Origin of the sequence: Pseudomonas sp. 14A, from assembly GCF_018132745.1 — a bacterium.
GTDB classification, from domain to species: domain Bacteria; phylum Pseudomonadota; class Gammaproteobacteria; order Pseudomonadales; family Pseudomonadaceae; genus Aquipseudomonas; species Aquipseudomonas mercuritolerans.
In genome coordinates this window covers 480,781-506,055 of record NZ_JAGRQJ010000010.1, presented here as the reverse complement: position 1 = coordinate 506,055, position 25,275 = coordinate 480,781, and the positions used below count along the sequence as shown (strand labels likewise).

Genomic DNA, 25,275 nt, shown 5'->3' with positions numbered 1-25,275 from the left:
GGAGCTGACGAGTGCAACGAGGCTGCGATCTCTTGATCTTGAAAAATCAAAGTCAAAAGATCGCAGCCTCGTTGCACTCGTCAGCTCCTACAGGAATTGGTGGGGGGTGATGAAGTTATTGATCCGCCGTCTGCATCCCCGCCCTGCTCGATTTGCCCAGTGCATGGGCAAAAAACCGTCCGGCCTCGGAGATCAGGTTGCGGTGAATATCCTCGCGATCCACCCCGTCGGCATCGGTACACAACGCTGGCATGGCGCGGATCTGCTCTTCGGTGCACGGCGCCATGAACACGAAGTGCCCTGCCCCGGCCAGCAGTTTGAAGTCCGGCGCAGTGGGCAGTTTGCGCGCCAAAGCCGCAGCGTTTTTATCGAAGGCCACCAGTTTGTCGCCGTCGCCGCTGTAGAGCAGCACCGGCACATGCACATCGGCGAGGGTATGGCGGCCGAACTTCAGGCTCAGCGGCGCCATCAGCAATAACGCGTGAACCCGTGGATCGGCCACCGGCTGCAAGTCATCGCGATCAACAATCAGCTCGCCCTGGGTGTTGCAGGCGTCGTGATCGTCCGGGCGTTCCTGACAATAGCGGCGCAGACGATCCAGATCCGGTTGCGCCCCGGAAAGAATCAGCGCGGTCTCGCCACCGGCCGAATAGCCAATCACGCCAACCTGGTCAGCATTGACGAAAGGCGCGAGCATGCTGTCACCGAGCGTCGCGGTGATCGCTTGGGAAATCTGGATTGGCCGCCCGTAAAGATTGCTCAACGTGCCGAGTCGGCTGTGATCGCGCCAGTTGTCGCCGGGATGAATCACCGCCACCACGACAAAGCCTTTGCGAGCGAGCGACGTCGCCAGATCATGCAAGGCCAGCGGCGTGCCGGTATTGCCGTGGGAGAGCATCAACATGGGAAAGCGGCCGATCGCGACCTTGGTGTCCTCACCAGCCTCCACGGAATAGCCCTCAAGCAAACTCATGTGCTCACGGTCACTGGACGGATAAAAAGCGATGGCGCGCATCGGTTGCAGATCGAGCGGGTCGAGAAAGGTCATCTCGTGATAACCGACGCTCCAGACAGGGTGGCGCCCCGGTGCGGCCTGCACTGAATTCAAGCCGGCCAGCAGGCAAATCAGCAACAGTGCACAAAGATGCCTCATGAATGCCCCACCCTGTCGGACCACATTGTCGGATGTGCTGAAACTGCATAATCCGGGCCAGATTATGTAACAGCCAGAAACAAAAAACTCCGTATTCGGCCCTTGCGGAACCAGAATACAGAGTTTTTTGGGGAGTACCTGAACATCGGCTGTTCTTTACGCAAGCCTTACGCAGCGGCGAACAGTTGCTCGCTGATCTTCGCTTGTGCAGCGCTCATGGCGTTGTTGCGCACTTCTTCACCATAGGCCAGACCTTCGGCGCGAACGATCTCGATATCGGTGATGCCGAGGAAGCCCAGTACCAGCTTCAGATACTCTTCGTGAGCGATGCCGCTGGCCTGACCGGCATGGATGCCGCCGGAAGTCGACACGATCACCACTTTCTTGCCACCGCACAGGCCTTCCGGGCCGGCTTCGGTGTAGCGGAAAGTCTGGCCGGCCACGGCGATGCGGTCGATCCACGCTTTGAGCTGGGTCGGCACGGTGAAGTTGTACATCGGCGCGGCAATCACCACAGCGTCGGCAGCGATGAACTCGGCCAGGGTCGAAGCACTCAGCCCGGCTTCGTGCTGTTGCGCAGCGTCGCGCAGTTCGGCGGTGGTGCCGGCGGCAACCAGTGTGGTCGACGAGAAGTGGCTGATCGCATCGGCCGCCAGGTCGCGGTAGGTGACCACAGCGCTCGGCTCGGCGGCTTGCCAGGCCTCGACGACCTGACGGCTCAACTGACGGGAAGCCGAGTTGTCGCCGAGAATGCTCGAATCGATGTGCAACAGTTTCATATGGGTTCTCCTGAAAGAATCGCCGGCGGCGACGGAATGGAGACAATCCTACGCAACAAACCAATAGCTGATTAGTCGCCGACGATGCGATAGTTCGTCCCATTGATAGAACGACTGGAAACGCACATGCAGGACCTCAACGATCTCTACTATTTCGCCAAAGTGGTCGAAGCCGGCGGATTCGCCGCCGCCGGGCGCTTGCTTGGCATTCCCAAATCGCGGCTTTCAAGAAGGATCGCCGAACTGGAGGAACGACTCGGCGCACGTCTGCTGCAACGCACCACTCGCCAACTCAATCTCACTGCCGTCGGTGAACGCTATTTGCGCCACTGTCAGGCGATGTTGCTGGAAGCGGAAATGGCCGATGAAGCGGTAGCAAGCATGTCCAGCGAGCCGCGCGGGCGCTTGCGGGTGTCGTGCCCGACCGGGCTTGCCCATGAAATGCTGCCGACGGTAATCAGCGACTTTCTCGGCAAGTTTCCTCAGGTGCAGCTGGAGGTCGTACTGCTCAATCGCCGGGTGGATCTGGTCACTGAAGGCATCGATGTCGCTTTGCGCGTGCGTGATCACGGCGATGAAGATCCGTTGCTGGTCACCCGGCGCTTGCGTCAGGCCCAAGCAGTGGTGATCGCCAGCCCAGCCTTCATGCAAGGCAAAACCATCAATCATCCGCAGGACCTGAAGAATCTGCCGGTGCTCGGCGCGCTGGAAGCCGATCGCATGGTGCATGTGCGTCTGCTTGATCAGCAAGGCAAGAGCGTCGATCTGAGCATGGAAGCGCGACTGGGCATCGATGATTTCGTGGTGCGCAAGGCCTGCGTCCTGGCCGGTCAGGGCTTTACTGTGCTGCCGATGATGTTCTGCGAAACCGAATTGCGTAACGGCACATTGGTGCAAGTGCTACCGGAATGGTCATTGCCCGGCGGCTGGTTGCAAGCGGTGTATCCGCACCGGCGCGGGGTGATGCCAGCGGTGCGCGCATGGATCGATCACCTGGTCGAATCGTTCAATGCCTGCGGGGACAGGTTTCTATGAAACAAGGAAGAATGAGCGAAGCCGAGGTTGCCGAATTTTGTCTGGCGCTGCCCGGCGCGCGGGAAGACTACAAATGGGGCGGCGTGCGGGTATTTTCGATTGCCGGCAACAAGATGTTTGCCTTGCAGGGGCTGCGTGGGGATTCGCTGGCGTTCAAGGTCGACAAGGATCTGTTTCTCGGCCATTGCGACCGCCCCGGGATTCATCCGGCGCCGTATCTGGCGCGGGCGCAGTGGATCATCATGCATCCGCCCTACCCGCTGGGTGCCGAGGAATTGCGGGGTTTGTTGCAGCGATCGCATCAACTGGTGGTGAGCAGGTTGCCTAGGAAAACCCAAATCGGCCTGAAGCTGTAAACCGATCCCGTGTAGGAGCTGCCGAAGGCTGCGATCTTTTGGGACGCAGAGCGTCCCTGGCTGCATTCCCACGCAGAGCGTGGGAACGATCAATCAAAAGATCGCAGCCTTCGGCAGCTACAGAGGAATGTGTTTTCCTCAGATCAGCGACAGCAAGTTCGATCCGAGAAACATCTGGTCAATCCAGAACACCTGATGCAACAACACGATCGCCCAGAACAGAATCTGAAACGACACCTTGCGGGTCTTGTGCCGGAACACCTGCTGCGCGACCAAGGCGCCCGGCCAGCCGCCCGCCAGTTCTAACGCGTGCAGGATGTTTTCCGGGGTGCGCCAGGCGTCGGCGCGAGCTTTGCGTTTGTCGGCCCAGTACACAAAGAACGCCAGCACACTGACAATCCCGTACGCCGCCAGCGGCACCGGCGAGATGCCGCTGAGCCACATCGACAGCGAGCCGAACAACGGCAGCGCGCAGACGAACAACAGCACCAGCAGTTTCAACTTCAGATGCTGAACGCGCCCGCCCGCAGGCCGGCCTTCCGGGCGGCGCGCGCGGGAATCATTCATGCCTTCGCTGCCGACCAGTCCACCCAGCCGAACTGCCAGGTCGCCAGGATGAACAGGCCGAAGGCAATCCGGTACCAGGCAAAGGCTGCATAGCTGTGGCTGCCGATGAACTTGAGCAGGCCGCGCACAGCGATCATGGCGAAAATGAATGCCGTGACGAAACCAATCGCGAACACCGGGAAATCCGCCGGAACGAACAGGTCGCGGTATTTGTAGCCCGAATACACCGCCGCACCGACCATGGTTGGCATGGCGAGGAAGAACGAGAACTCGGTGGCGGTCTTGCGTGACAGGCCGAACAGCAGGCCGCCAATAATTGTCGAGCCGGAACGCGAGGTGCCGGGAATCATCGCCAGGCATTGCGCGAAGCCGATTTTCAAGGCGTCGGTCCAGCGGATCTCGTCGACGGTTTCGGCATGCACTTCATGCTGGCGCTGTTCGGCCCACAACATGATGATTCCGCCGATGACCAGCGCTGCGGCCACGGTAATCGGGTTGAACAGGTATTCGTGGATCAGATCGGCAAAAATCACCCCGAGCACTACGGCTGGCAGGAAGGCGATCAGCAGGTTGGCGGTGAAACGCCGTGCACTCGGCTGGGTCGGCAGGCCGATCACCACGTCGAGGATTTTGCGGCGAAACTCCCAGACTACCGCGAGAATCGCGCCGAGCTGAATGATGATATTGAACGCCATGGCCCGTTCGCCGCCGAAGTTCAGCAAGTCGGCAACGATGATCTGGTGTCCGGTGCTCGAAATGGGCAAAAACTCCGTCAGCCCTTCTACAACGCCTAGTATCAGTGCCTGCAAGGCAGTCCAAAGATCCATCAATCCCCCAGAGAGCGATGCACACCGGCATGCCCCGATAGTATTTTCTAGTGTTCACTGCGTTCAGCGTAGCTGGTTGAAGCTGTACCGATTCCGCGCGCACAGGATCCACACGAAACGGTAAAAATTCCGTGAAATTTCAAAACCGGATTCAGGTTTTCACGCGCGGGGCCGAAATCTTAACAGACAAGCCTTAATAGCGCTTCCCGCGTTGAAAGGCTTGAATCGCGCAGTCCCGAGCACTCAGCTGTGGCTGGATGCTGGCGATCGTTTATTACAAGAACAAGAATCCGGAGTGACAGCGTTATGAACAGCTTGCGCAGTGTGTCGATCAGCCGACGCTTGTGGCTCATCCTGGTGGTGGCGGTGGTCATGTTGCTGACCTTGGGCGTGCTGATGCTCAAGCAGATCCACGACGACCTCTACAGCGCCAAGGCGCAGAAAACCCAGCATGTGGTGCAGACCGCCAGCGGCCTGCTCACCTACTACCACGGCCTGGAAACCGCAGGCACCTTGACCAGGGATGCCGCGCAGAAACAGGCGCTGACCGCAATCCGTGGCCTGCGCTACGACCAGAGCGACTACTTCTGGATCAACGACCTCACCCCCGTGATGGTCATGCACCCGACCAACCCCAAACTCGAAGGCCAGAACCTCTCGGCGATCCGCGACCCGGACGGCTTTGCGGTGTTCAACGAAATGGTCGCCATTGCCAAGGCCAAGGGCGCTGGCATGGTCAATTATCGCTGGCCGAAACCGGGGGCGACGGATCCGGTGGCGAAGACTTCCTATGTGAAGCTGTTCGAGCCGTGGGGCTGGGTGATCGGTTCCGGCGTGTATGTCGACGACGTGCAGGCGGAATTTCAGGGACAAATGATCAAGGCGTCGGCAATCGGCCTGGCGATTGCGCTGATCATGGCGCTGCTGGTGATCCTGATCGCACGCAGCATCGTCCGTCCGTTGCAGGAAACCGTGAATGCGATGGCCAACATCGCCAGCGGCGAAAGCGACCTGACCCGCAGCCTCGATACTTATGGCAAGGATGAAGTCACCGAACTGGCCCATCACTTCAATGCCTTCACCGCCAAGTTGCGTCGGGTGATTGGTGAGTTGCAGGTGTCGGCCAGTGCCTTGGGTCAGTCGTCCAGCGAGCTGGGCAACGACGCATCGCAGGCCCAGCAGCGCAGTCAGCAGCAATCGCAGCAGATGGAACTGGTAGCCACGGCAATCAACGAAGTCACCTACGGCGTGCAGGACGTGGCGAAAAACGCCGAACACGCCGCCGCTGAAATGCGTGATGCCGAAGCGCAGGCGCAACAGGGCCAGATCAACATTGACGGCAGCTTGCAGCAGATCGACAAACTCTCGGGCACGATCGATCAGGCGGTGGAAGTGATCCGCACCCTGGCGGCCGAGAGCACGCAGATTGGCAGCGTGCTGGAGGTGATTCGCTCGATCGCCGAGCAGACCAATCTGCTGGCGCTCAATGCGGCGATTGAAGCAGCACGTGCGGGTGAGCAAGGTCGTGGGTTCGCTGTGGTAGCCGATGAGGTGCGCTTGCTGGCGCAACGTACGCAGAAATCGACGGCGGAGATTCAGTCGATGATCGAGCGCCTGCAGAATCATTCGGAGGCTGCGGTGAAGGTGATTGGCGACAGCAGCAAAGCCTCGCAACTGACCATTGAACAGGCGGGACTGGCCGGGGCGAGTCTCAATGCGATTGGCCAGGCGTTGCGTAATCTGAATGGGCTGAATGCGTCGATCGCCAGCGCCACGTTGCAACAGGCGCATGTGGTCGAGGACATCAACCAGAACGTGACCCAGGCGGCCGGGCTTTCGCACAGCACTGCTTTGGCGGCTGAACAATCCAGTGCAGCCAGTCTGCGACTTGGACAACTGAGCGAACAGCTCAACGGGTTGCTGCGCCAGTTCCGGGTCTGACCGGTCACCGAGGTGAGCCCACCCCTCACCCCAGCCCTCTCCCCGAGGAGAGGGAGCCGACCGAGGGGTCTGGCGTCATACATCGACCTGAGCAATCGAGTCGATTATGGATTCAACGAAAATCGTTCAAACCGACGCTGCTCCAAAGCGTCCCCCAATCAGTCCCCTCTCCCTCCGGGAGAGGGTTAGGGTGAGGGGCTTTTGATGTTTGCCGTCTGTACATTCGACTCGCTGTCCCCAAGTCGGCGTACCTCGACCAAACACCTCGGTCAGTCCCCTCTCCCTCCGGGAGAGGGTTAGGGTGAGGGGCTTTTGATGTTGCCGTCTGTACATTCGACTCGCTGTCCCCAAGTCGGCGTACCTCGACCAAACACCTCGGTCAGTCCCCTCTCCCTCCGGGAGAGGGTTAGGGTGAGGGGCTTTTGATGTTGCCGTCTGTACATTCGACTCGCTGTCCCCAAGTCGGCGTACCTCGACCAAACACCTCGGTCAGTCCCCTCTCCCTCCGGGAGAGGGTTAGGGTGAGGGGCTTTTGATGTTGCCGTCTGTACATTCGACTCGCTGTCCCCAAGTCGGCGTACCTCGACCAAACACCTCGGTCAGTCCCCTCTCCCTCCGGGAGAGGGTTAGGGTGAGGGGGCTTTTGATCTTACTAATGCAGTACAATCCGCCCCCTTCTCAACTCCCCCAAGGATCCCTCATGTCCGGGCTTGAACTGTTTGCCGCTGCCCTCGGGGTCATCGCCGTGTGGCTGACGGTCAAGCAGAATCCATGGTGCTGGCCGATCGGGCTGGTCATGGTGTTGCTCTACAGCTGGATCTTCTTTGAGGTGAAGCTGTATTCGGACATGTTGCTGCAAGTGATCTACGCCGCGCTGCAGATCTACGGCTGGTGGCAGTGGACTCGCGCCGGAACCATGCATGACGGTCGCGAAGTCACCCGCCTCGATACACGCTCGATTCTGCTCGGCCTCGGTATCGGCGCAATCGGCAGCATCTTGCTGGGCGCCGCGATGGCGCACTGGACCGATGCCGCACAGCCGTGGCTCGATGCGGCGCTCACCGGTTTCAGTTTGGTCGCGCAACTATGGATGGCGCAGAAACGCCTGCAATGCTGGGCGCTGTGGTCTGTCCTCGACGTCATTTTTGTCGGCCTGTTCATCTATAAAGGCCTGTACCTGACCGCCGCCCTTTACGCGCTGTTTACCCTGATCGCCATGCAAGGCTGGCGGGAATGGCGCGCCGATCCGGCGTTGCGCACATGAAAGTCGTTGTCCTCACCGGCCCGGAATCCACCGGCAAAAGCTGGCTGGCGGCAGGCTTGGAGCAGCGTTTCGGCGGCGTGCGCGTTGATGAATATGTTCGCCGCTTCATCGAAGAAAACCCACGCGACACTTGCCTCGCGGATATTCCCGATATCGCCCGGGGCCAGTTGCAATGGGAAGATCAGGCACGGGCGAAACAGCCCGCGCTGCTGATCCTCGACACCCATCTGCTGAGCAACATGCTCTGGAGCCAAACCCTGTTCGGCGACTGCCCAGCCTGGCTGGAAAAGGAATTGCTCACGCGCCATTACGACCTGCACCTGCTGCTATCGCCGCAACAGGTCGACTGGGCCGAAGACGGTCAGCGCTGCCAACCGGATCTCGCGGATCGCATGGCCTTCTACGGAGCCACCCGTGACTGGTTGATCCAGCATCAACAGCCTGTGCAAATCATCGAAGGCAATTGGGCCGAACGCCAGACGCAAGCCTTTGCGGCGGTCGAGCGTTTGCTGTCCACTTGAGCCGCGACGGCGGCATTTCGGGCAAAACTGTCCGTTTTTGAAACACTCCTGACCGCGCAAAGCCCCCGTCCAAACGCTGTTCATCTCTCCGTCACGCGACCTGTTACGCCGATGAAACACATTGGCGCAAACCCTTGTTCCAGAGCTTTGTAACGTCAGTTGGCACTCAACCGGCTCCCCGCGTGTATCAACGGTGAAACAGTAACGACCAGAGCCATCCGCTCATATCCGCCAAACCATTGAAATAACAAGACAATCCAAAACCGGCACAGCTTTCGCTCTCTCCTTCACAACGCTGAATAACCCAGCCCACTGAAGAAGGAATTGCAGCCGTGGGGAATTTCAATAAAAGCCTGACCTGCCTCCTGCTGATCGGATCAGCTGCCAGCGCATTGATCAGCGTCAGCGCCCAGGCCGAAGGCAACGGGGTGATCGTCCTCAACCGCGACGTTCAGCCCATCCCGATCGGCCGCAATGGCGGCAAAGACCCGTATCCGACCACGGTCAACGCCAACCCTTCGGCGCGGATCAACCAGACCCTTAGCAGTACCGAACTGACTGACGGTGATTTCGCCAGTGTCGCCAGCGGCTCGTCGATTCGCGGCAACATGACCACGCCCAGCTCCAACCTGCCCGGCATGAACACCCTGACCAACCAGAATGGCCTGCCCGGTATGCGCACTGGCAGCGGCGGGGGTTCTGGCGCCTCCATCTCAAACACCGTCAACCGGGCGATGAGCACCGGCCTGGCGCCGCTGACTCGCATGGCCGGAGGCCAATGACATGAATCGCACCCTGCTGCTTCTCGCCCTGCTCGGCTGCACCAGCGCCATGGCCGATTCTTCTTCAGTCAACAAGGCAGATATTCAGGATTCAGGCGCTCAGTATCGCGGCAACTTCAACGTCAACCAGGCCGCCGGTGACCAGATGCAACAAGCCAACACCAAGGCGATTGCCATCGGCACCGAAGCCCATGCCACCACCAGCGTCAGGCAGACCATCGACACGCCCGCCAGCCGCGCCATCGACGCGAGCGCCAACATCGGCGGCAACTCCTTCAGCAATGGCAACGGCATCCTCGGTGTGAACCAGGGCGCCGGTGCCAACAATCAAATGGCCAACGTGACGCGCGTCAGCATCAGTGCCGGCCCGCAGAGCGTTGACGACAGCGCCCTTTCGCAACAGAACGTGGCGTTTTTACCGAGCTCAGGAGCAACTGGTACCTCAATCGGCAGTCGCCAGGTCACGACAAGTGATCAGGCCTTCACCGGCAGCCGCGGGGTAATCCAGGTGAACCAGAGTGCCGGGGTGGGGAACCGAATGGCTAACACCCTGAGCATCCGGGTCGCAGACTGACCCATACAAAGTGCAATTGGAAAAGTAACAACACTTAACCCAACTAATAAGCACGACGGAGAAACACCATGAAACCTACAATGGCTCTCAAACCACTGGTTTTCGCACTCGCAGCAGTGATGGCAATCGCAGCACAGGCAGGCGGCCGTGATGACAACAACGGTCATGGTAACGGGCATGGCAATGGACACGGCAACGGTCACGGCCAGCCACAAGGTCCAAATCTTGAACAACTGCTGCAGATCACCGCAGGCGCCGGCGCCGCTGTACTCGACGCGCAAAACAGCGACGGCAACGTGGTGAAAAACCAGGGCACCCTGAACAACGCCAATGCCAGCGACTCGCTCAACGGCTCCAACGGCAACATGGGCGCCAACGTCGCCGCTGGCGACGGCAACCAGCAGGACAACGCTGCTGCACTGGCCACCGCTGACGAAAGCTTCATCTTCGGCAATGCTGTTGCCGCCTCGAGCGCGACTCAGGTGAACAACAACAACTACGTGAAAAACTCGTCCACCTTCAACAACGCCACGCTCAACAATGCTGGCAACAACGGTTCCGGCAACATCGGCATCAACGTGACCGCCGGCAACTTCAACCAACAGAAAAACAACCTCGCCATCGCCGTTTCCGGTGGTCGTGTAGCGCAGGCTGCTGCCTCTGCCAACCAGTCCTCGACTGGCCTGGTCGTGGAAAACAAAGGCGTGCAGGCTTACAAAACCGACACCCTCACCGGTACTTATGCAGCTGCCGGCACATTCAAAGCCAAAGGCACCGCGACCATCGAAGACGACAACCACGGCGGTTGGGGCAACCGTGGCGGCGGCCATGGCGGCAACGATGATCAGAAAGCCAAGTTCGAAGCCGTGGGTACTTTTGGCCTCGCTGGCGTCACCACCCAACAAGTGTTGACCAAAGATGGCTGGAAAACCCCAGTCGTCAACAACGCCAACATGACCAACTCGATGAACAACTTCTCCGGCAACGGCGGAGCCAACGTCTCGGCGGGTGTGGGCAACCAACAAAGCAACTCGCTGTCCATCGCCGCAGGTTGCAAAGCCTGCATGTAATCGCGATCGAAACGAAAGCCCCGGCAACGGGGCTTTTTTCCCAGGTTCCACAAGGCGTATTCGATCATGCGGACTCCTGCCCTCCTCGCTCTGCTTTGCCTGTGCGGCCTGACCCAGGCAGCGCAGATGCCCGTGGCTGCCCTGCCGGGTGGCGTGCTGGTCTACAAGGACGTGCAAAGCATTCGTGAGCGCAAGTTTGCCGACATCGTCGAACAGAAAACCGATTTCAGCTGCGGCGCTGCCGCACTGGCAACGGTCCTGCGCCAGGCCTATTGGCTCGACGTCGATGAGGAGCACATCATCAAAGGCATGCTGGTCAACGCTGACCAGGACCTGGTGCGAACCCAGGGTTTCTCCATGCTCGACATGAAGCGCTACGTAGAAAGCATCGGCATGCGTGCCCGTGGCTACCGGATCCCGCCCGAGAAACTCGAAGCGGTGACCATTCCGGTGGTGGTCCTGATGGACATTCGTCGCTACAAGCATTTCGTCGTCCTGCAGCGCTCGGACAAGAATTGGGTCTACATCGGTGACCCGGTTCTCGGCCACAAGCGCTACAAGCACGACGACTTTGTCAAAGGTTGGAACGGCATTGTCTTTGCCATCGTCGGCCCCGGTTACGACAAGGCCAACGCCTTGCGCAGCCCTCCCGTGCCGCTGACGGCGAAGAACTCGCTGGACAGTTTCAACCCGGTCAAAGATGCGGAACTGATGGATTTCGGGTTCATTCAGAGCGACTTCTTTTAATCGCCGAGTTAGAAAATGGGACTGGATGTCCCGGGAGCAGCAGATGAAAAGCTCATACTGGCTGGCCGCCGCCTGCCTGGCAGCGAGTGCGTCAGGTTTAGCCCATGCCGGATTCAAACCCATCGAAATCAAGGACCAGGAGCTCGCCGAGCTGCGCGGTCGTTACGTCATGCCGGGGCGGATCATCAGCTTCGGCATTGTCATGAGCAGCACCTGGCGCAACGCCAGCGGCGATTTGATCGGGGCTGCGACCTCGATGCAGGTCCAGGCCGCAACGGTCAAACCGGAATTCTATGTCTCGACCATCAAGGAGTCGGGCAATGGCAGTGCTCCCACATTGGGTACCGGCACTGTCATCGGTGGCGCCGGCCTCAACAGCAGCCAGGGCGTGACGCAAAGCGTGCGCGCCGCCGGCGATGGCAACACCGCCAACAACAACGTCGCGATCAACGTCAGCGAGGCCAGTCAGGCCCCGGCTCTGGTGCCTTCGCAAGGCCAGGCCCTTGTCGCCGGGCAGACCATCACCGGCAGCAACGGCGCCGGCAGCGTCGCGGTTTCGGCCAATGGTGGTGGCGTGCAAATGGCGATTCAGGCCAGCGGCAATCAGGGCACCGCGCTGCAACAGGTCGCCCAGGGCGGGCTGCTGCAGAACACCCGTTTGCTGGGCAGCGCCAACGTGGTCAACAACCTTACGCAACTCAACGTCGTACTTAACAATAACGGCAGAAGCGCCGGTGCACTGGATTGCAACCTGACCCAACTCGGCGCCCTACGCAATATCGGATATTGAACTACGCTGAGTCTCGATCATTGGGCTTAAAGGGACGGCTTATTCATGTATCGATCAGTATCACTGCGCGCCGCAGTGTGTTTGAGTACCCTTCTCCCGGCGGCAATGCTGCAAGCAGCACCCGACGCCGATGTAGAAGCCCTGAAACGGGAACTTCTGGAACTGAAACAACGATACGAACAACAACAACAAGCGCTGGCGGTACTTGAACAACGGGTCCGCCAGGTAGAAGAAACACCCGCCGCCCCAGCGCCAAAACGGCTGGCCAAATCGCCGTCCGACATGAAAGGCAATCGCGTCGCTACCGGAGCCGCCACGGGCACCGGTGCGGCCGCTGCATCGGGAGGCGCCGCCGGGGGCAGTGGCGCTTCCTACGGTCAATCGCTGGCCGATGATTCGCAACCGGCGCAGAGCGTTTCCAATCTGTATGACGAAGCCAGCGGTTTCTTTGGCGGCGGCAAGTTCAGCGTCGAAACCGGCCTGACCTATTCGCGCTACGACACCCGCCAGTTGATCCTCAACGGTTTCCTTGCGCTGGATTCGATCTTTCTCGGCAACATCAACCTCGACCGGATCAAGGCCGACACCTGGACCCTCGACCTCACCGGGCGCTACAACTTCGACAACCGCTGGCAGTTCGACCTGAACGTGCCGGTGGTGTATCGCGAGTCGACATATCAGTCCGGCGGCGGCAATCAGGGCGCGGCCGGTGTGACGACTGAAGAAACCGTGACCAAGGATCCAACCATTGGCGATGTCAACTTCGGGATCGCCTACAAGTTCCTCGACGAGTCGGTCAACACCCCGGACGCCGTGGTCACCCTGCGCGTCAAGGCGCCGACCGGCAAAGACCCGTTCGGCATCAAACTGCGCCAGACCGACGCCAACTCCAACCTGTTCGTCCCCGACACCCTGCCCACCGGCAACGGCGTCTGGTCGGTCACCCCGGGCATCTCGCTGGTCAAGACGTTTGACCCGGCCGTGCTGTTCGGCAGCCTCTCCTACACCCACAACCTCGAGGAGTCATTCGACGACATCAGTTCCACGGTCAACCAGAAAACCCCGGGCAAGGTGAAGATTGGCGACAGCTTCCAGATCGGCGCCGGTATCGCCTTCGCGCTGAACGAGAAGATGAGTATGTCGTTCTCGGTCTCCGACCTGGTGCAACGCAAGAGCAAGCTGAAACAGGACGGCGGCGATTGGGAATCGGTGGTTTCCAGTGATGCCAACGCCGGTTACTTCAACGTCGGCATGACGATTGCGGCAACCGACAACCTGACGATCGTGCCGAACTTGTCGATCGGCATGACCGATGACGCGCCGGACTTTTCGTTCAGCCTGAAATTCCCGTATTACTTCTAAGCAAAAGCAAAAGATCGCAGCCTCCGGCAGCTCCTACAGGGATTACGCAATCCAAACGTAGGAACCGCCGAAGGCTGCGATCTTTTGATTCTCAGGTTTTTTGCTCATCGACCATTCATCGGAAACATGCCCGCACCTGTCAGGTATGACAGGTGTGCTTTTCACGTAATTAACTTCTGATACTTGCAGTGTCTGGTCGCCGTGATCAGCATGTTCAGGAGCATTTAGCCGTGACTGTACTTAGCGCCGCAGACTTGTTTCGTCCTCGAATTCCCTTGGCTACCGAGCTGGAAACGCCGGAGGAATATCATGGTGGCATATCGTTGGAAGCAGTGAAAAGTGGCTACCTGACCGGGGTCGTTGATCCTTGGCTCAACATGGCTCTGAAGGACAAGTGTGCTTTTTACTTTGATAACCCGGTTTTCCCGGTTCGTACCATAGAGATCGATGAAAACAACATTAATAAACAGCTCACGTTCGATATCCCGGCAGGCCAGATCACCAATGGCAGCGCCAACGCCTTCTACATAGTTACCCGATTGAATCAGGGTCCGGTCGAGTCGGATAGCTTGCTGTTATGGGTCAAACTCACCCGCCCTGGCGACGTTGACACCGACAGCGAACCGGGACATTCCGGCCTTCTCTACACCCTTGATCCCGACCCTTCGAAGGGTGTGGATGCCGATATGGCCAGGGGTGGGATCAAAATGCTGGTGAAGCCTTACAAGAATATCGCCACTCATGATCGGATGTTTTGTCGCTGGGGTGACGAACTGGTTTCGTACTACCCGGTGACTGAAGCACAAGTCGCTGATCCGGCAAACAATCCGATCATCGTCACCTTCACTGAAGAAGTCATCAAAAAAGAAGGCAGCAAACCCCTTGTCGAAGTGTCCTTTCAAGTGGTCGACCGCGTTGGCAATTTTCCGGATCCAGAGGCGCCTTGGTCGAAAATCACTAATGTGTCGGTGGACCTTACCGACCGTTTGCCAGCGCCATTAGTTATGGTCGATGAACAAATCGTCTCGGCGATCGATCTAAAGCAATTGGGCAGGCACGATGCCGTTGCCCGCGCATTCTTCACAGACCAGCATTTCCAGATCAATGACGAGCTGAGCCTGACCTGGACGGGTATTCCGCCGCAGGGGCAGCCCGTAATTGTGGGACCGGCGAAAAAGAAGCTTCTTAGCCTGCCCAATATCCTCGATCTTACGATCCCGAACGCTGCGATCCTGCTCATCCGCAATGGTTCGGCCAAGGTCAGCTATGACTTGATCCGAGGCGACTTGCCTGCCCGTCAATCCCGTGAAGTCGACATCAAGGTGACCGGTGAAGTCAGCCAGTTGGAGCCACCGACTGTCACCGAAGCGCCGAATCTGGTGCTTGATCCGAATGTGCATCAAAACGGCTTCACAGTGGTGTTCGATAACTTGAAGTTGAATGCCAATGACGAAATTGAACTGGAGGTGGTCGGGCGACCTGGAGATGGTTCGGTGCCGCCCCAGAAGAAGGTCATAGTGGCTGGGCAAACGAAAACTGAATTCAAGATCCCTTACTCGATTACCGGAGCGAACCTGCAACTTCCAGTGGTTTTGAAATACTCGGTTATCAGCAGCGGACAGGGAACACCGGTTCAGAGTGTGGAATTGAAGATTGGCGAGTTGCTGCAGTCGAGCATGCCGATGCCGAAACTTGAGGGGTTTGATGGGGATGTGCTGGATGTTGGGTTGATCAAGGATGATACGAAGGTGTTGTGTGAGGCTTGGCCGTTGCAGTGCGCGAAAGGATGTCCGATTTGGTTGAAGTATGTGGAGACGTTTGCGGGTGGTGGGGAGCGGGTTAAGGAGCAGTTTGTGGGGGCGGTGCATGATCAGGGGGTGGGGCTTAGTTATTTGGCGGAGGTGGAGTGGTTGCGGGGGTGTGAGGGAGGTTCGAACATTGTAATCTCACTTATGGTTGGTCTATTCAGAGAAGCAGTCGTCGACGATACAGTAGAATGTGAAAAAAGGTTATATTGCCTGAAGACAGATAATGAAGATTTAACTACATTCATAGAATACGACTGGAACCACTGGGTGACATTAAGCTATAGAGCAATAATCGCCAAACTCAACGAAGAGTATTTTCTCGAAACAGTGATAACCTCAGGGCAGCACGGAATCGTGATAGCAAAAACATTTCAAGGAATTTCAAAAGGAACCAGCATTTCCATTAAATTCGAGTATATAGCAGGGGAGGGTAATTTCTTTCAGATCGCTCACGATGAAGTTTTGCATATCAATACAAAACTGCCCGCTTCAGATACGTGGAAAGAGGGGGGCGCAAGCTTTTACATAGATACCTTAGCAACACCTACGTCAATAAAACTAACCTTCTTTATCCTAGGGCAATTCCAACCGGCCTTTGTAAAAAATATCTCCGTAAAAATACATCGTTAAGACCTCGCAACTGCATTTAAACTGTTTGGTTTGGGATCAGTTTAAATTAAAGGTTAGGAGATTATCTAATCTGATGCTTATGCAACAACCGATAAAAAGTAGGCCGCGAAACCCCAAGGACTTTCGCGGCCACGCTCAAATTATCGCTATGCCGATTCAACACATCACACAACGCCTGCCGTTCCGCGCGAGTCTTGTAATCCTCCAGGGTACCCATCGGCGTGGCAATGGAGTGCTGGCTTATCAAGCCGAGATCCCGCGCCTCGATCTGCCGGCCCTCCGCCAGCACCAACCCGCGCCGCACCCGGTTGGCCAGCTCGCGCACATTCCCCGGCCAGTCATGCTTGCCCATGGCGATCAACGCATCTTCGCTGAAGCTGCGTGGCCGGCGGCCGGTTTCATGGCTATAGAAGTGGGAAAAGTGGTTGGCCAGCATCGATAGATCGCCATGGCGTTCACGCAGTGGTGCGGTTACCACTTGCAGAACGTTGAGCCGGTAATACAGGTCTTCACGAAAGCGCTTCTTCTCGATCGCGGCTTCTAGGTCAACGTGAGTTGCCGCGAGCACGCGCACGTCTACGGGGATCGGCTGACTACCCCCTACCCGCTCAATGTGCTTTTCCTGAAGAAAGCGCAGCAGATTGGCCTGCAATTCCAGCGGCAGGTCGCCGATTTCATCAAGGAACAGGGTGCCGCCATTAGCCGCTTCGATACGGCCGACCTTGCGCTGATGTGCCCCAGTGAACGCACCCTTCTCGTGACCAAACAATTCGGACTGAATCAAATGCTCGGGTATCGCCCCGCAGTTGATCGCCACAAACGGTTTGCTGTGCCGCTGCGATTGACGGTGCAAAGTGCGGGCGACCAGTTCCTTGCCGGTGCCGCTTTCGCCGCGAATCAGTACCGGCGATTCGGTCGGTGCGAGTTTGCTCAGCAGTTTGCGCAGTTCGCGGATCGGTTTGCTGTCGCCGAGCAGTTCGTGCTCCGGCTGATCGACATGAATCGTGCCCTGCCCGCGCAGGCGTGCCATACCGAAGGCGCGGCCCAGGGTGACCTGCACGCGGGAGACGTCGAAGGGCAAGGTGTGGAAATCGAAAAACCATTCACAGACGAAGTCGCCGACGTTCTGCAAGCGCAGGACTTCCTGATTGAGCACCGCAATCCACTCGGTGCCGCTGCGGCTGATCAGCTCTTTGACGGCTTCGGGACGTTCCAGATGGAACGGCTGCAAACGCAGCAGGCCGACGTCACAGGCGCGGGAGGCGGCGTTTTCAAGATTACAACTGTCGACATCCCAACCCACGGCGCGCAATCCGGGCAACAGGCGATGGCAGTCGTCACAGGGATCGACCACCAGTAAACGTCTCGACGCGGGCGCTTCGCTCATGACTGCTCCTTGGCGCCAAATTTTATAAATGATTGTAAAAACAGTCATTTGGCAGACCCGGTTGTAACACTAGCAAGATTTTGACGGGGGCTTGTATCGATTGCTTATATCAAGCTTGATGAAAGAGTTATAAGAAAACTGGTTGTTAGTTAGCTATCGACTATTTGTGTTGTGTCAGAGAGCGGCCCCTCACCCTAGCCCTCTCCCCAGGGAGAGGGAACTGACCGTGGTGTTTGTTCGAGTTACACCGACCTGAATTATCGAGCCGAACCCAAGTTTGAAAAGCCCACAAGTCGGCTCCCTCTCCTCGGGGAGAGGGAACTGACCGTGGTGTTTGTTCGAGTTGCACCGACCTGAATTATCAAGCCAAACCCAAGTTTGAAAAGCCCACAAGTCGGCTCCCTCTCCTCGGGGAGAGGGCTGGGGTGAGGGGTGAATTCAGCGCGGTGTCCTGACATGTGCAGGACTACCGAAGCGAACGGCCGTTATGTAAAGAACTTGAAATTTCTTTGTTTCAAGTGTGACCCACCCCCCGGTTGCGTGCATCAGTACAAGTAACCCGCCGCACGGTAAGCCCAACCGACGGCACATCATTTGATTGGGCGCCAATAGAGAGAAGACCCCATGACTGCCCCGCTGCGTATCAACGAAGCACTTTTGATTGCCAACCACGCGTTCAAGCCTTTCCAATGCGTGGCCTGGGCGCCACAAGACGGTAACGGTGAACTTAGCCTGACCGTCATCGACCGCACCAACTCGCACATCGGTCGCAAACAGATCCCGAGCAGCGCCTACTCTGACCCGGCGCAACTTGAACAACTGCTGCAGCAGGCCCGCGCCGAACTGAGCGAAGACGGCCACAAGTTGCAATCCTGGTCGATGCCACACTGATAACCGCACAAGGGCGGATGACGTTGAAGTCATCCGCCCTTGTTGTATGCGTAGTCGAACAAGCAGGTACTTTCAGCGCAGTTTTACCCAAAGTACTTGGCTCGCTTGCGACTGGTTCAACAAGACACTGTTCTGGCACAGTGCGACCGTCGTTCTGTTAATCCGTCCAGTTGTGCTTCACGCGGTTCAGGGATTGAATGTTTCGCTCGTGCAGTCAGCCGCCCAATCACTGGGTATCGGTTCACTCGCAAGGAGATGCGTGCATGTCCACCCTGAACACTTTTGCGCTGCCTACTGCATGGAACAACCCCGGTTCGCTCGACTCGGCATTCGCCATTGGCGGTGTTGCGCAGGTTTACTTTGCCGGCAGTCTATCGAGCCAGACTCAGCATGTAGCGCTCGATGCACAGGGGCGGATTCTGGTTGCCGCGAAAGTCGGTACGCCAAAGGGAAGCCGATTTGGCCTGGCGCGACTGCTGGCGGATGGTTCGGCGGATTTGTCCTTTGCCATTCAGGGCAGCGTGATCGGCAGCTTCATCGAAGGTTGCGAAGCCAGGGCCGGCAAGGTCCAGGTGCTGCCTGACGGGAGGATTCTGCTGGGTGGCCTGCATTATGAGGGCACCCATCGCACCCTCCCCGCCCTCGCCCTGTTCGATACCAACGGCCAGCCAGACCGCACCTTCGGGGATGACGGCTTCCAGGTCGTGCAACTGCCCGGCGAGTTGTCCATGGGAACCCGCGACAACTGGTTGCCGCCGGGCGTGCCGGGTGTCGAAGCCTGTGATTTTGCGGTGCAGCAAGACGGCCGCATTCTGCTGATCGCCAATCATCATTTCAGCCTCGCCGACCACGCCGGGATGCTGATTCGTCTGCTGCCCGACGGCCAACTGGACGAATCCTTCAACGGACGCGGATTCGTGATGGTCCGCCACCTGCTGCTCAATACCTGGCTGAGCACCCTGCTGTTGAAGCAGGACGGGCGCATCGTCGTCGCAGGCTCGATCGACTTTCCGCAGCAAGGCCTGTTGGCAGTCTATCGCCCCGATGGCAGCCTGGATGAGCGCTTCGCCGTGGACGGTTTCATGGCCTTCAAGGCCCATGGCAACAGCACTCAGGTCAGCCAGATCATCGAGTCCGACGACAGGCTCTATTGCTTCGGCAGCAGCCGCGATCCGATCCGCTGCCTGACATTTGTCCTGCACGCCAACGGTCGACCGGACCTGCACTGTCATCGTGGCCAGCCACAGGTGTTGGACATCGGCCCCAGCGGTTGCCAATGGAATGCCGCCCAGCCAATGAGCGACGGCCGCATCGTCGCCGTAGGCGCCACCATCGGCGGGGTTGAAGCCGACTTCATGGTCGCCCGTTATCAAGCTGACGGCAGTCTCGATCCAGCGTTCGGCCAGGGCCAAGGTTGGTTGCGCACGCGACTGGGGCGAAGTCTCGATACAGCCAGTTCTCTGGCCGTACAAACTGACGGGGCTATCGTGGTGGGGGGCTATTCACTGGATGGCAACTACCGGGCGATGGTTGCGCGTTATCTGAATCCATAGAGCATTGAACAGGATCGAGGTTAAGCGACTTGATCTTCCCTGAAACATCCGGCAACTTTCGCGCTTCTAAATAAAAGGAGCAGCCGATGTCCGGTTCAATGGCCCAGGCGTTCGCGCACAACTTCCTCGGGCAATCGCCGCGCTGGTACAAGGCGACCATCGTCGGTTTTCTCATTCTCAATGCCGTGGTGCTGTTCACTATCGGCCCGGTCGCCGCAGGCTGGTTACTGGTGATCGAGTTCATCTTCACCCTGGCCATGGCGCTCAAGTGTTATCCGTTGATGCCGGGCGGCTTGTTGTTGATTGAAGCGTTGCTGTTGAAGATGACCACGCCGCAAGCGCTTTACGATGAGTTGCTGCACAACTTTCCGGTGATCCTGCTGCTGATGTTCATGGTGGCCGGCATTTACTTCATGAAGGATCTGTTGCTGTTTCTCTTCTCGCGGCTGCTGTTGGGCGTGCGTTCGAAAGCCATTCTCGCGCTGATGTTCTGCTTCTTGTCGGCATTTCTTTCGGCATTTCTTGATGCGTTGACCGTGACGGCGGTGATCATCAGTGCGGCTGTCGGCTTTTACTCGGTGTATCACCGTGTCGCATCGGGCAACGATCCGCGTCAGGACAGCGAATTCAGTGACGATCAGCATTTGACGTCACTGCATCATGAGGACTTGAATCAGTTCCGCGCGTTCCTGCGCAGCCTGCTGATGCACGGCGCGGTCGGTACGGCGCTGGGCGGGGTCTGCACCTTGGTCGGTGAGCCGCAGAACCTGTTGATCGGCCATGAGATGGGCTGGCATTTCGGCGAGTTCTTCCAGAAGGTCGCCCCGGTGTCGCTGCCGGTGCTGGTGGCGGGTCTGGTGACGTGCGTGCTGCTGGAGAAGTTGCGCTGGTTCGGATACGGCACGCTGCTGCCGGACAACGTCCGCGCTGTGTTGGCTGACTACGCCGCCGAGGACAACGCCAAACGCACGCCTCGTCAGACGGCGGCGCTGCTGGTGCAAGGTGCGGCGGCGCTGATTCTGATTGGTTGCCTGGCGTTTCACCTGGCCGAAGTCGGCCTGATCGGTTTGATGGTGATTGTGTTGATCACTGCGTTTACCGGCATCACCGACGAGCATCGCCTCGGCAGTGCGTTCAAGGACGCCATGCCGTTTACTGCGCTGCTGGTGGTGTTTTTTGCCGTCGTGGCGGTGATCCATGATCAGCAACTGTTCGCCCCGCTGATCCAGTGGGTTCTGGCATTGCCGATGGATCAGCAGCCGGGCATGTTGTTCATCGCCAATGGTCTGCTCTCGGCGATCAGCGACAACGTGTTTGTCGCGACCATTTACATCACTGAGGTGAAACAGGCTTTTCTTGCCGGGCACATGACTCGCGAGCACTTCGAAACCTTGGCGATTGCGATCAACACCGGCACCAACCTGCCGAGTGTGGCGACACCGAATGGTCAGGCAGCGTTTCTGTTCCTGCTGACCTCGGCGATCGCGCCGCTGGTACGTTTGTCGTACGGGCGCATGGTGTGGATGGCGGTGCCGTATACCGTGGTAATGGGACTGCTGGGCTGGTATGCGGTGAGCTACTGGCTCTAAGCAACACTGAATAAAGCTGTGGGAGCGAGCCTGCTCGCGAACGCGTTGGGTCAGGCAATGAAGGTGTTGAATGTGCCGACGCCTTCGCGAGCAGGCTCGCTCCCACATTGGTTTTTGTGTTGGGTCAGTGCGGGAGGATGTATTTCTCTATCGCCAGGACCACGCCGTCTTCGGTGTTTGACGCTGTAACGACATCAGCCTGACGCTTCACCGCCTCTTCCGCCTGGCCCATGGCTATCGACAAACCGGCGCATTTGAACATTGCCGGGTCGTTGCCACCGTCGCCGATGACGGCAGTCTGTTCCAACGGCACGCCGAGGTATTCGGCGATGGTCGTCAATGCCGTGCCTTTGTTGGCCTCCAGGGCAGTGACGTCGAGATACACCGGCTGTGAACGCGACACTTGCGCCATGCCGTTGACCTTCGGCAACAGCTGCGCCTCCAGTTCGATCAACAACTCAGTGTTGTTGCTGGTGGCGACGATCTTGTCGATGTGCTCCAGATACGGTTCAAAACTTTCCACCACCACCGGCGGATAGCCCAAGCCGCTCTGTTCACGCGGCACCATCGGCCCGTGCGGGTCCTTGAGCAGCCAGTCACCGCCGCTGAACACCCAGATTTCCACCTCCGGTTGATCGGCAAACTGCGCCAAAGCAATCAGCGCGGTCGTCGCTGGCAAATAATGCGCAGCCAACAGTGTGCCGTCCGATTTGACGATGGTCCCGCCATTGAACGCCGCTGTCGGCAGATCAACGCCCAGCGCCTCGATCTGCTGCAACATGGCTTTCGGCGGGCGGCCGCTGGCGAGGCTGAACAGCACGCCGGCCTCGCGCAACGAGCGCACGGCGTCAATGGTGCGTTGATTCAGTGTGTGATCCGGCAACAACAGCGTGCCGTCCATGTCGCTGAGCAGAAAACGTATCGGTTGTTTCGACAAATCACTCATCCCAGGCCGTGCCAGACGCGACCATCGCGAGTCAGCAGATCTTCGGCGGCCTGCGGGCCATCGTCGCCAGCGGCATACAACTCGACGCTGGCATCCTGCTGCCACGCATCAAGGAAAGGCTGCACCGCTCTCCAACCGTTCTCGATGTTGTCGGCACGCTGGAACAGCGTCTGATCACCGGTCAGGCAGTCGTAGATCAAGGTTTCGTAGCCAGTCGAAGGCTGCATCTCGAAGAAATCCTTATATGCAAAACCCAGCTCGATATTGGCCATGTTCAGCGCCGGCCCGGGCCGCTTGGCCAGCAGGTCGAACCACATGCCTTCGTTTGGCTGGATCTGGATACGCAGGTAAGTCGGCTGCAACTCGTCGACTTCGGTGTCGCGGAATTGCGCATACGGCGCCGGTTTGAAGCAGATGACGATCTCGGTGTCGCGCACGCTCATGCGCTTGCCGGTGCGCAGATAGAACGGCACGCCGACCCAGCGCCAGTTATCGATCATCACCTTCAGCGCCACATAGGTTTCCGTGGTGCTGTCGGGAGACACGTTGGCTTCTTCGCGATAACCCTTCAATGGCTGGCCATCGCGCTCGCCAGCGCTGTACTGCCCGCGCACCGAGTTGGCCCGGGCTTCTTCGGTGGACCAGGGACGAATCGCCCCGACCACTTTGGCCTTTTCGCCGCGCACCGCGTCAGCGCCGAAAGCAGCCGGCGGCTCCATCGCGACCATGGCCAGCAGCTGGAACAGGTGATTGGGCACCATGTCGCGCAGTGCGCCGGTGTGTTCGTAAAAACTGCCACGGGTTTCCACACCGACGGTTTCCGCCGCGGTGATTTGCACGTGGTCGATGTAATGGTTGTTCCAGAACGCTTCGAACAGGCTGTTGGAGAACCGGCTGACCAGGATGTTCTGCACGGTTTCCTTGCCCAGATAGTGGTCGATCCGGTAGATCTGCTTTTCGCTCATGACCTTGAGCAGGCAGGCGTTCAAGGCTTCGGCGGTGTGCAGGTCGGAGCCGAACGGCTTCTCGATCACCACCCTTCTGAACGCTTCGGGAGTTTCTTCGAGCAAACCGGCGCTGCCGAGGCGGCGCACCACTTCACTGAAGAAACGCGGCGCGGTGGCCAGGTAGAACACCGCATTGCCAGTGCCGCTGTCGGCGATTTTCGCCGCCAGGGCTGAATAAGTGCTGTCGTCGAGGAAATCGCCCTGGACGTAGCTGATACCTTTGGCGAGCTTGGCCCACAAGGCCGGATCAAGCATCTGATCGCCCTTGCCGACCTTCGCCGCCACTTCGGTACGGATGAAGTCTTCAAGCTTTTGCGCGAAGGCTTCATCGGTAATGGCGTTGTGATCAACGCCGACGATCCGCAGATTCTCATCGAGCAGGCCGTCGCGACTGAGGTTGTACAGCGCCGGCATGAGCAAGCGCTTGACCAGGTCGCCGTGGGCACCGAACAAAAAAAGCGTCGTCGGTGGTGCGGGTTCTGCCTTGGATTTTCTGCGGATCGTATGGGTCATTTTTTCGCGGTCTCCACGTGGCCGCCGAAGCCGAAGCGTTGTGCCGACAGGATCTTGTCACCGAAGGTGCCCTGCCCGCGCGAGCGGTAACGGGAGAACAGCGAGTTTGACAGCACTGGCACCGGCACGGCTTGCTCCATGGCCGCCTCGATGGTCCATTGACCTTCGCCGCTGTCGGCTACCGAGCCGGAGAAACCGTCGAGCTTCGGATCGCTGGCCAGCGCATCGGCAGTCAGGTCGAGCAGCCACGACGAAACCACGCTGCCACGACGCCAGACTTCCGCGATGTCCGCCACGTTGAGATCAAAACGCTGATCTTCCGGCAGGCGTTCGCTGGATTTGGTCTTGAGGATGTCGAAGCCCTCGGCGAACGCGGCCATCATGCCGTACTCGATGCCGTTGTGGATCATCTTCACGAAGTGCCCGGCGCCTGCGGGACCGGCGTGGATGTAGCCATGCTCGGCGCGGTGGTCATCGGACTTGCGATCCTTGGTGCGCGGAATGTCGCCCATGCCCGGCGCCAGTGCGGCGAACAGCGGATCCAGACGTTTGACCGTCTCGGCGTCGCCGCCAATCATCATGCAATAACCGCGTTCCAGGCCCCAGACGCCGCCGGAGGTACCGACGTCGATGTAGTGCAGGCCCTTCTCGTTCAGCGTCTTGGCGCGACGAATGTCGTCCTTGTAGTTGGTGTTGCCGCCGTCGATGATGGTATCGCCGGGTTCGAGCAGTTCGCTCAGGGTGTTGATGGTGTCTTCGGTCGGTGCGCCGGCCGGCAGCATGACCCAGACCGCGCGCGGCTTGTCGAGGCCGGCGATCAGCGCTGGCAAGTCAGCGACGCCAGTGGAGCCCTCGGCGACCAGGTTATCGATGAAAGCGGTATTGCGGTCGTAAACAACGGTGGTGTGCCCGTTGAGCATCAGACGTCGCGCAATATTGCCGCCCATGCGGCCCAGTCCAATAATCCCGAGTTGCATGTGCTGATGCTCCTTACTACAAATAAATGTGTGTCATTGGTTATAGCCCAACGCGACTGATGGAGGTTAGTCCAGAGCGTTGCGATGAAGTTTCCGGGCATTGTGCCCGATCCAGAGTGATAACGCCCCGAATCCTGCCGAAGACACACCGACCATGAAAAATAAAAAAGTTCCCTTCCAGGGCAAAAGAAATCAAAATTGGCGCC

At 58.6% G+C, this 25,275-nt stretch carries 23 protein-coding genes; 15 read left to right on the top strand and 8 right to left on the bottom strand.

Translation table 11 applies throughout. From position 1 onward, the window contains the following. Positions 1-115 precede the first annotated feature (115 nt). Complete coding sequence (locus PS14A_RS12310) at positions 116-1,153, bottom strand: dienelactone hydrolase (protein ID WP_212616290.1); 1,038 nt, start codon at positions 1,151-1,153, stop codon at positions 116-118. 167 nt (positions 1,154-1,320) lie between these two features. Next, positions 1,321-1,932, bottom strand: coding sequence for an FMN-dependent NADH-azoreductase (locus PS14A_RS12305; protein WP_137213561.1), 612 nt, complete (start codon positions 1,930-1,932; stop codon positions 1,321-1,323). A gap of 126 nt (positions 1,933-2,058) precedes the next feature. Between PS14A_RS12305 and PS14A_RS12300 the strand changes: the two genes are divergently transcribed. Beyond that, on the top strand, positions 2,059-2,967 hold the full coding sequence (locus PS14A_RS12300) for a LysR substrate-binding domain-containing protein (RefSeq protein ID WP_130910531.1): 909 nt from the start codon (positions 2,059-2,061) through the stop codon (positions 2,965-2,967). Next, the gene (locus PS14A_RS12295; protein WP_130910532.1) at positions 2,964-3,323 is read left to right on the top strand and encodes an MmcQ/YjbR family DNA-binding protein; all 360 of its coding nucleotides are present in this window, start codon (positions 2,964-2,966) and stop codon (positions 3,321-3,323) included. Before PS14A_RS12300 ends, PS14A_RS12295 begins: the two co-directional genes overlap by 4 nt. A gap of 138 nt (positions 3,324-3,461) precedes the next feature. Here PS14A_RS12295 and PS14A_RS12290 read toward each other — a convergent pair whose 3' ends face one another. Next, positions 3,462-3,890, bottom strand: a complete 429-nt coding sequence (locus tag PS14A_RS12290) for a DUF1294 domain-containing protein (RefSeq protein ID WP_137213559.1) — start codon at positions 3,888-3,890, stop codon at positions 3,462-3,464. Next, positions 3,887-4,717 carry an undecaprenyl-diphosphate phosphatase gene (locus PS14A_RS12285; RefSeq protein ID WP_016774688.1) on the bottom strand — a complete coding sequence of 277 codons (831 nt, stop codon included), beginning with the start codon at positions 4,715-4,717 and terminating at the stop codon, positions 3,887-3,889. Before PS14A_RS12285 ends, PS14A_RS12290 begins: the two co-directional genes overlap by 4 nt. Before the next feature lie 306 nt (positions 4,718-5,023). Here PS14A_RS12285 and PS14A_RS12280 point away from each other — a divergent pair, with 306 nt between their 5' ends. From PS14A_RS12280 to PS14A_RS12235, 10 genes are all read left to right on the top strand, one after another. After that, a complete protein-coding gene (locus tag PS14A_RS12280; protein ID WP_130910535.1) occupies positions 5,024-6,658 on the top strand; it encodes a methyl-accepting chemotaxis protein in 1,635 nt (544 codons plus the stop codon). A 700-nt stretch (positions 6,659-7,358) separates the two neighbouring features. Further along, positions 7,359-7,922: a nicotinamide riboside transporter PnuC gene (gene pnuC / locus PS14A_RS12275; protein ID WP_130910536.1), complete on the top strand. Its 564-nt coding sequence runs from the start codon at positions 7,359-7,361 to the stop codon at positions 7,920-7,922. Then, positions 7,919-8,443, top strand: a complete 525-nt coding sequence (locus PS14A_RS12270) for an AAA family ATPase (protein WP_212616289.1) — start codon at positions 7,919-7,921, stop codon at positions 8,441-8,443. Before pnuC ends, PS14A_RS12270 begins: the two co-directional genes overlap by 4 nt. Before the next feature lie 332 nt (positions 8,444-8,775). After that, a complete protein-coding gene (locus PS14A_RS12265) occupies positions 8,776-9,225 on the top strand; it encodes a hypothetical protein (protein ID WP_024012918.1) in 450 nt (149 codons plus the stop codon). A gap of 1 nt (position 9,226) precedes the next feature. Next, entirely contained in the window at positions 9,227-9,799 is a 573-nt protein-coding gene (locus PS14A_RS12260; RefSeq protein WP_130910538.1) for an adhesin, read from the top strand. Positions 9,800-9,867: 68 nt separating this feature from the next. Continuing rightward, positions 9,868-10,869 carry a heme utilization protein gene (locus PS14A_RS12255; protein ID WP_212616288.1) on the top strand — a complete coding sequence of 334 codons (1,002 nt, stop codon included), beginning with the start codon at positions 9,868-9,870 and terminating at the stop codon, positions 10,867-10,869. A 66-nt stretch (positions 10,870-10,935) separates the two neighbouring features. Beyond that, the gene (locus PS14A_RS12250; RefSeq protein ID WP_212616287.1) at positions 10,936-11,616 is read left to right on the top strand and encodes a C39 family peptidase; all 681 of its coding nucleotides are present in this window, start codon (positions 10,936-10,938) and stop codon (positions 11,614-11,616) included. A gap of 43 nt (positions 11,617-11,659) precedes the next feature. Continuing rightward, positions 11,660-12,406: a hypothetical protein gene (locus tag PS14A_RS12245; RefSeq protein WP_130910541.1), complete on the top strand. Its 747-nt coding sequence runs from the start codon at positions 11,660-11,662 to the stop codon at positions 12,404-12,406. A 45-nt stretch (positions 12,407-12,451) separates the two neighbouring features. Continuing rightward, complete coding sequence (locus tag PS14A_RS12240) at positions 12,452-13,768, top strand: hypothetical protein (RefSeq protein WP_212616286.1); 1,317 nt, start codon at positions 12,452-12,454, stop codon at positions 13,766-13,768. Between the two features lie 230 nt (positions 13,769-13,998). Then, a complete protein-coding gene (locus PS14A_RS12235) occupies positions 13,999-16,206 on the top strand; it encodes a hypothetical protein (RefSeq protein ID WP_212616285.1) in 2,208 nt (735 codons plus the stop codon). A 61-nt stretch (positions 16,207-16,267) separates the two neighbouring features. Here the strand turns inward: PS14A_RS12235 and PS14A_RS12230 are convergent, their stop codons facing one another. Continuing rightward, positions 16,268-17,593: a sigma-54 dependent transcriptional regulator gene (locus PS14A_RS12230; RefSeq protein ID WP_137213555.1), complete on the bottom strand. Its 1,326-nt coding sequence runs from the start codon at positions 17,591-17,593 to the stop codon at positions 16,268-16,270. Positions 17,594-18,217: 624 nt separating this feature from the next. Here PS14A_RS12230 and PS14A_RS12225 point away from each other — a divergent pair. The 3 genes from PS14A_RS12225 (at position 18,218) to nhaB (ending at position 21,626) form a co-directional block, all read left to right on the top strand. Next, a complete protein-coding gene (locus tag PS14A_RS12225; RefSeq protein ID WP_137213554.1) occupies positions 18,218-18,484 on the top strand; it encodes a hypothetical protein in 267 nt (88 codons plus the stop codon). A gap of 263 nt (positions 18,485-18,747) precedes the next feature. Then, complete coding sequence (locus tag PS14A_RS12220) at positions 18,748-20,037, top strand: hypothetical protein (RefSeq protein WP_212616284.1); 1,290 nt, start codon at positions 18,748-18,750, stop codon at positions 20,035-20,037. A gap of 86 nt (positions 20,038-20,123) precedes the next feature. After that, positions 20,124-21,626: a sodium/proton antiporter NhaB gene (gene nhaB / locus PS14A_RS12215; RefSeq protein WP_212616283.1), complete on the top strand. Its 1,503-nt coding sequence runs from the start codon at positions 20,124-20,126 to the stop codon at positions 21,624-21,626. A 124-nt stretch (positions 21,627-21,750) separates the two neighbouring features. Here the strand turns inward: nhaB and PS14A_RS12210 are convergent, their stop codons facing one another. From PS14A_RS12210 to gnd, 3 genes are read right to left on the bottom strand one after another with little or no spacing between them, the layout of a single operon-like run. After that, on the bottom strand, positions 21,751-22,572 hold the full coding sequence (locus PS14A_RS12210) for an HAD family hydrolase (protein WP_212616282.1): 822 nt from the start codon (positions 22,570-22,572) through the stop codon (positions 21,751-21,753). Beyond that, positions 22,569-24,092, bottom strand: a complete 1,524-nt coding sequence (gene zwf / locus PS14A_RS12205; RefSeq protein WP_212616281.1) for a glucose-6-phosphate dehydrogenase — start codon at positions 24,090-24,092, stop codon at positions 22,569-22,571. The genes PS14A_RS12210 and zwf overlap by 4 nt, the downstream gene beginning before the upstream one ends. Then, positions 24,089-25,069 (bottom strand): phosphogluconate dehydrogenase (NAD(+)-dependent, decarboxylating), encoded by a 981-nt coding sequence (gene gnd, locus PS14A_RS12200; protein ID WP_212616280.1) that lies wholly within the window; start codon positions 25,067-25,069, stop codon positions 24,089-24,091. The genes zwf and gnd overlap by 4 nt, the downstream gene beginning before the upstream one ends. Between the last annotated feature and the right edge of the window lie 206 nt (positions 25,070-25,275).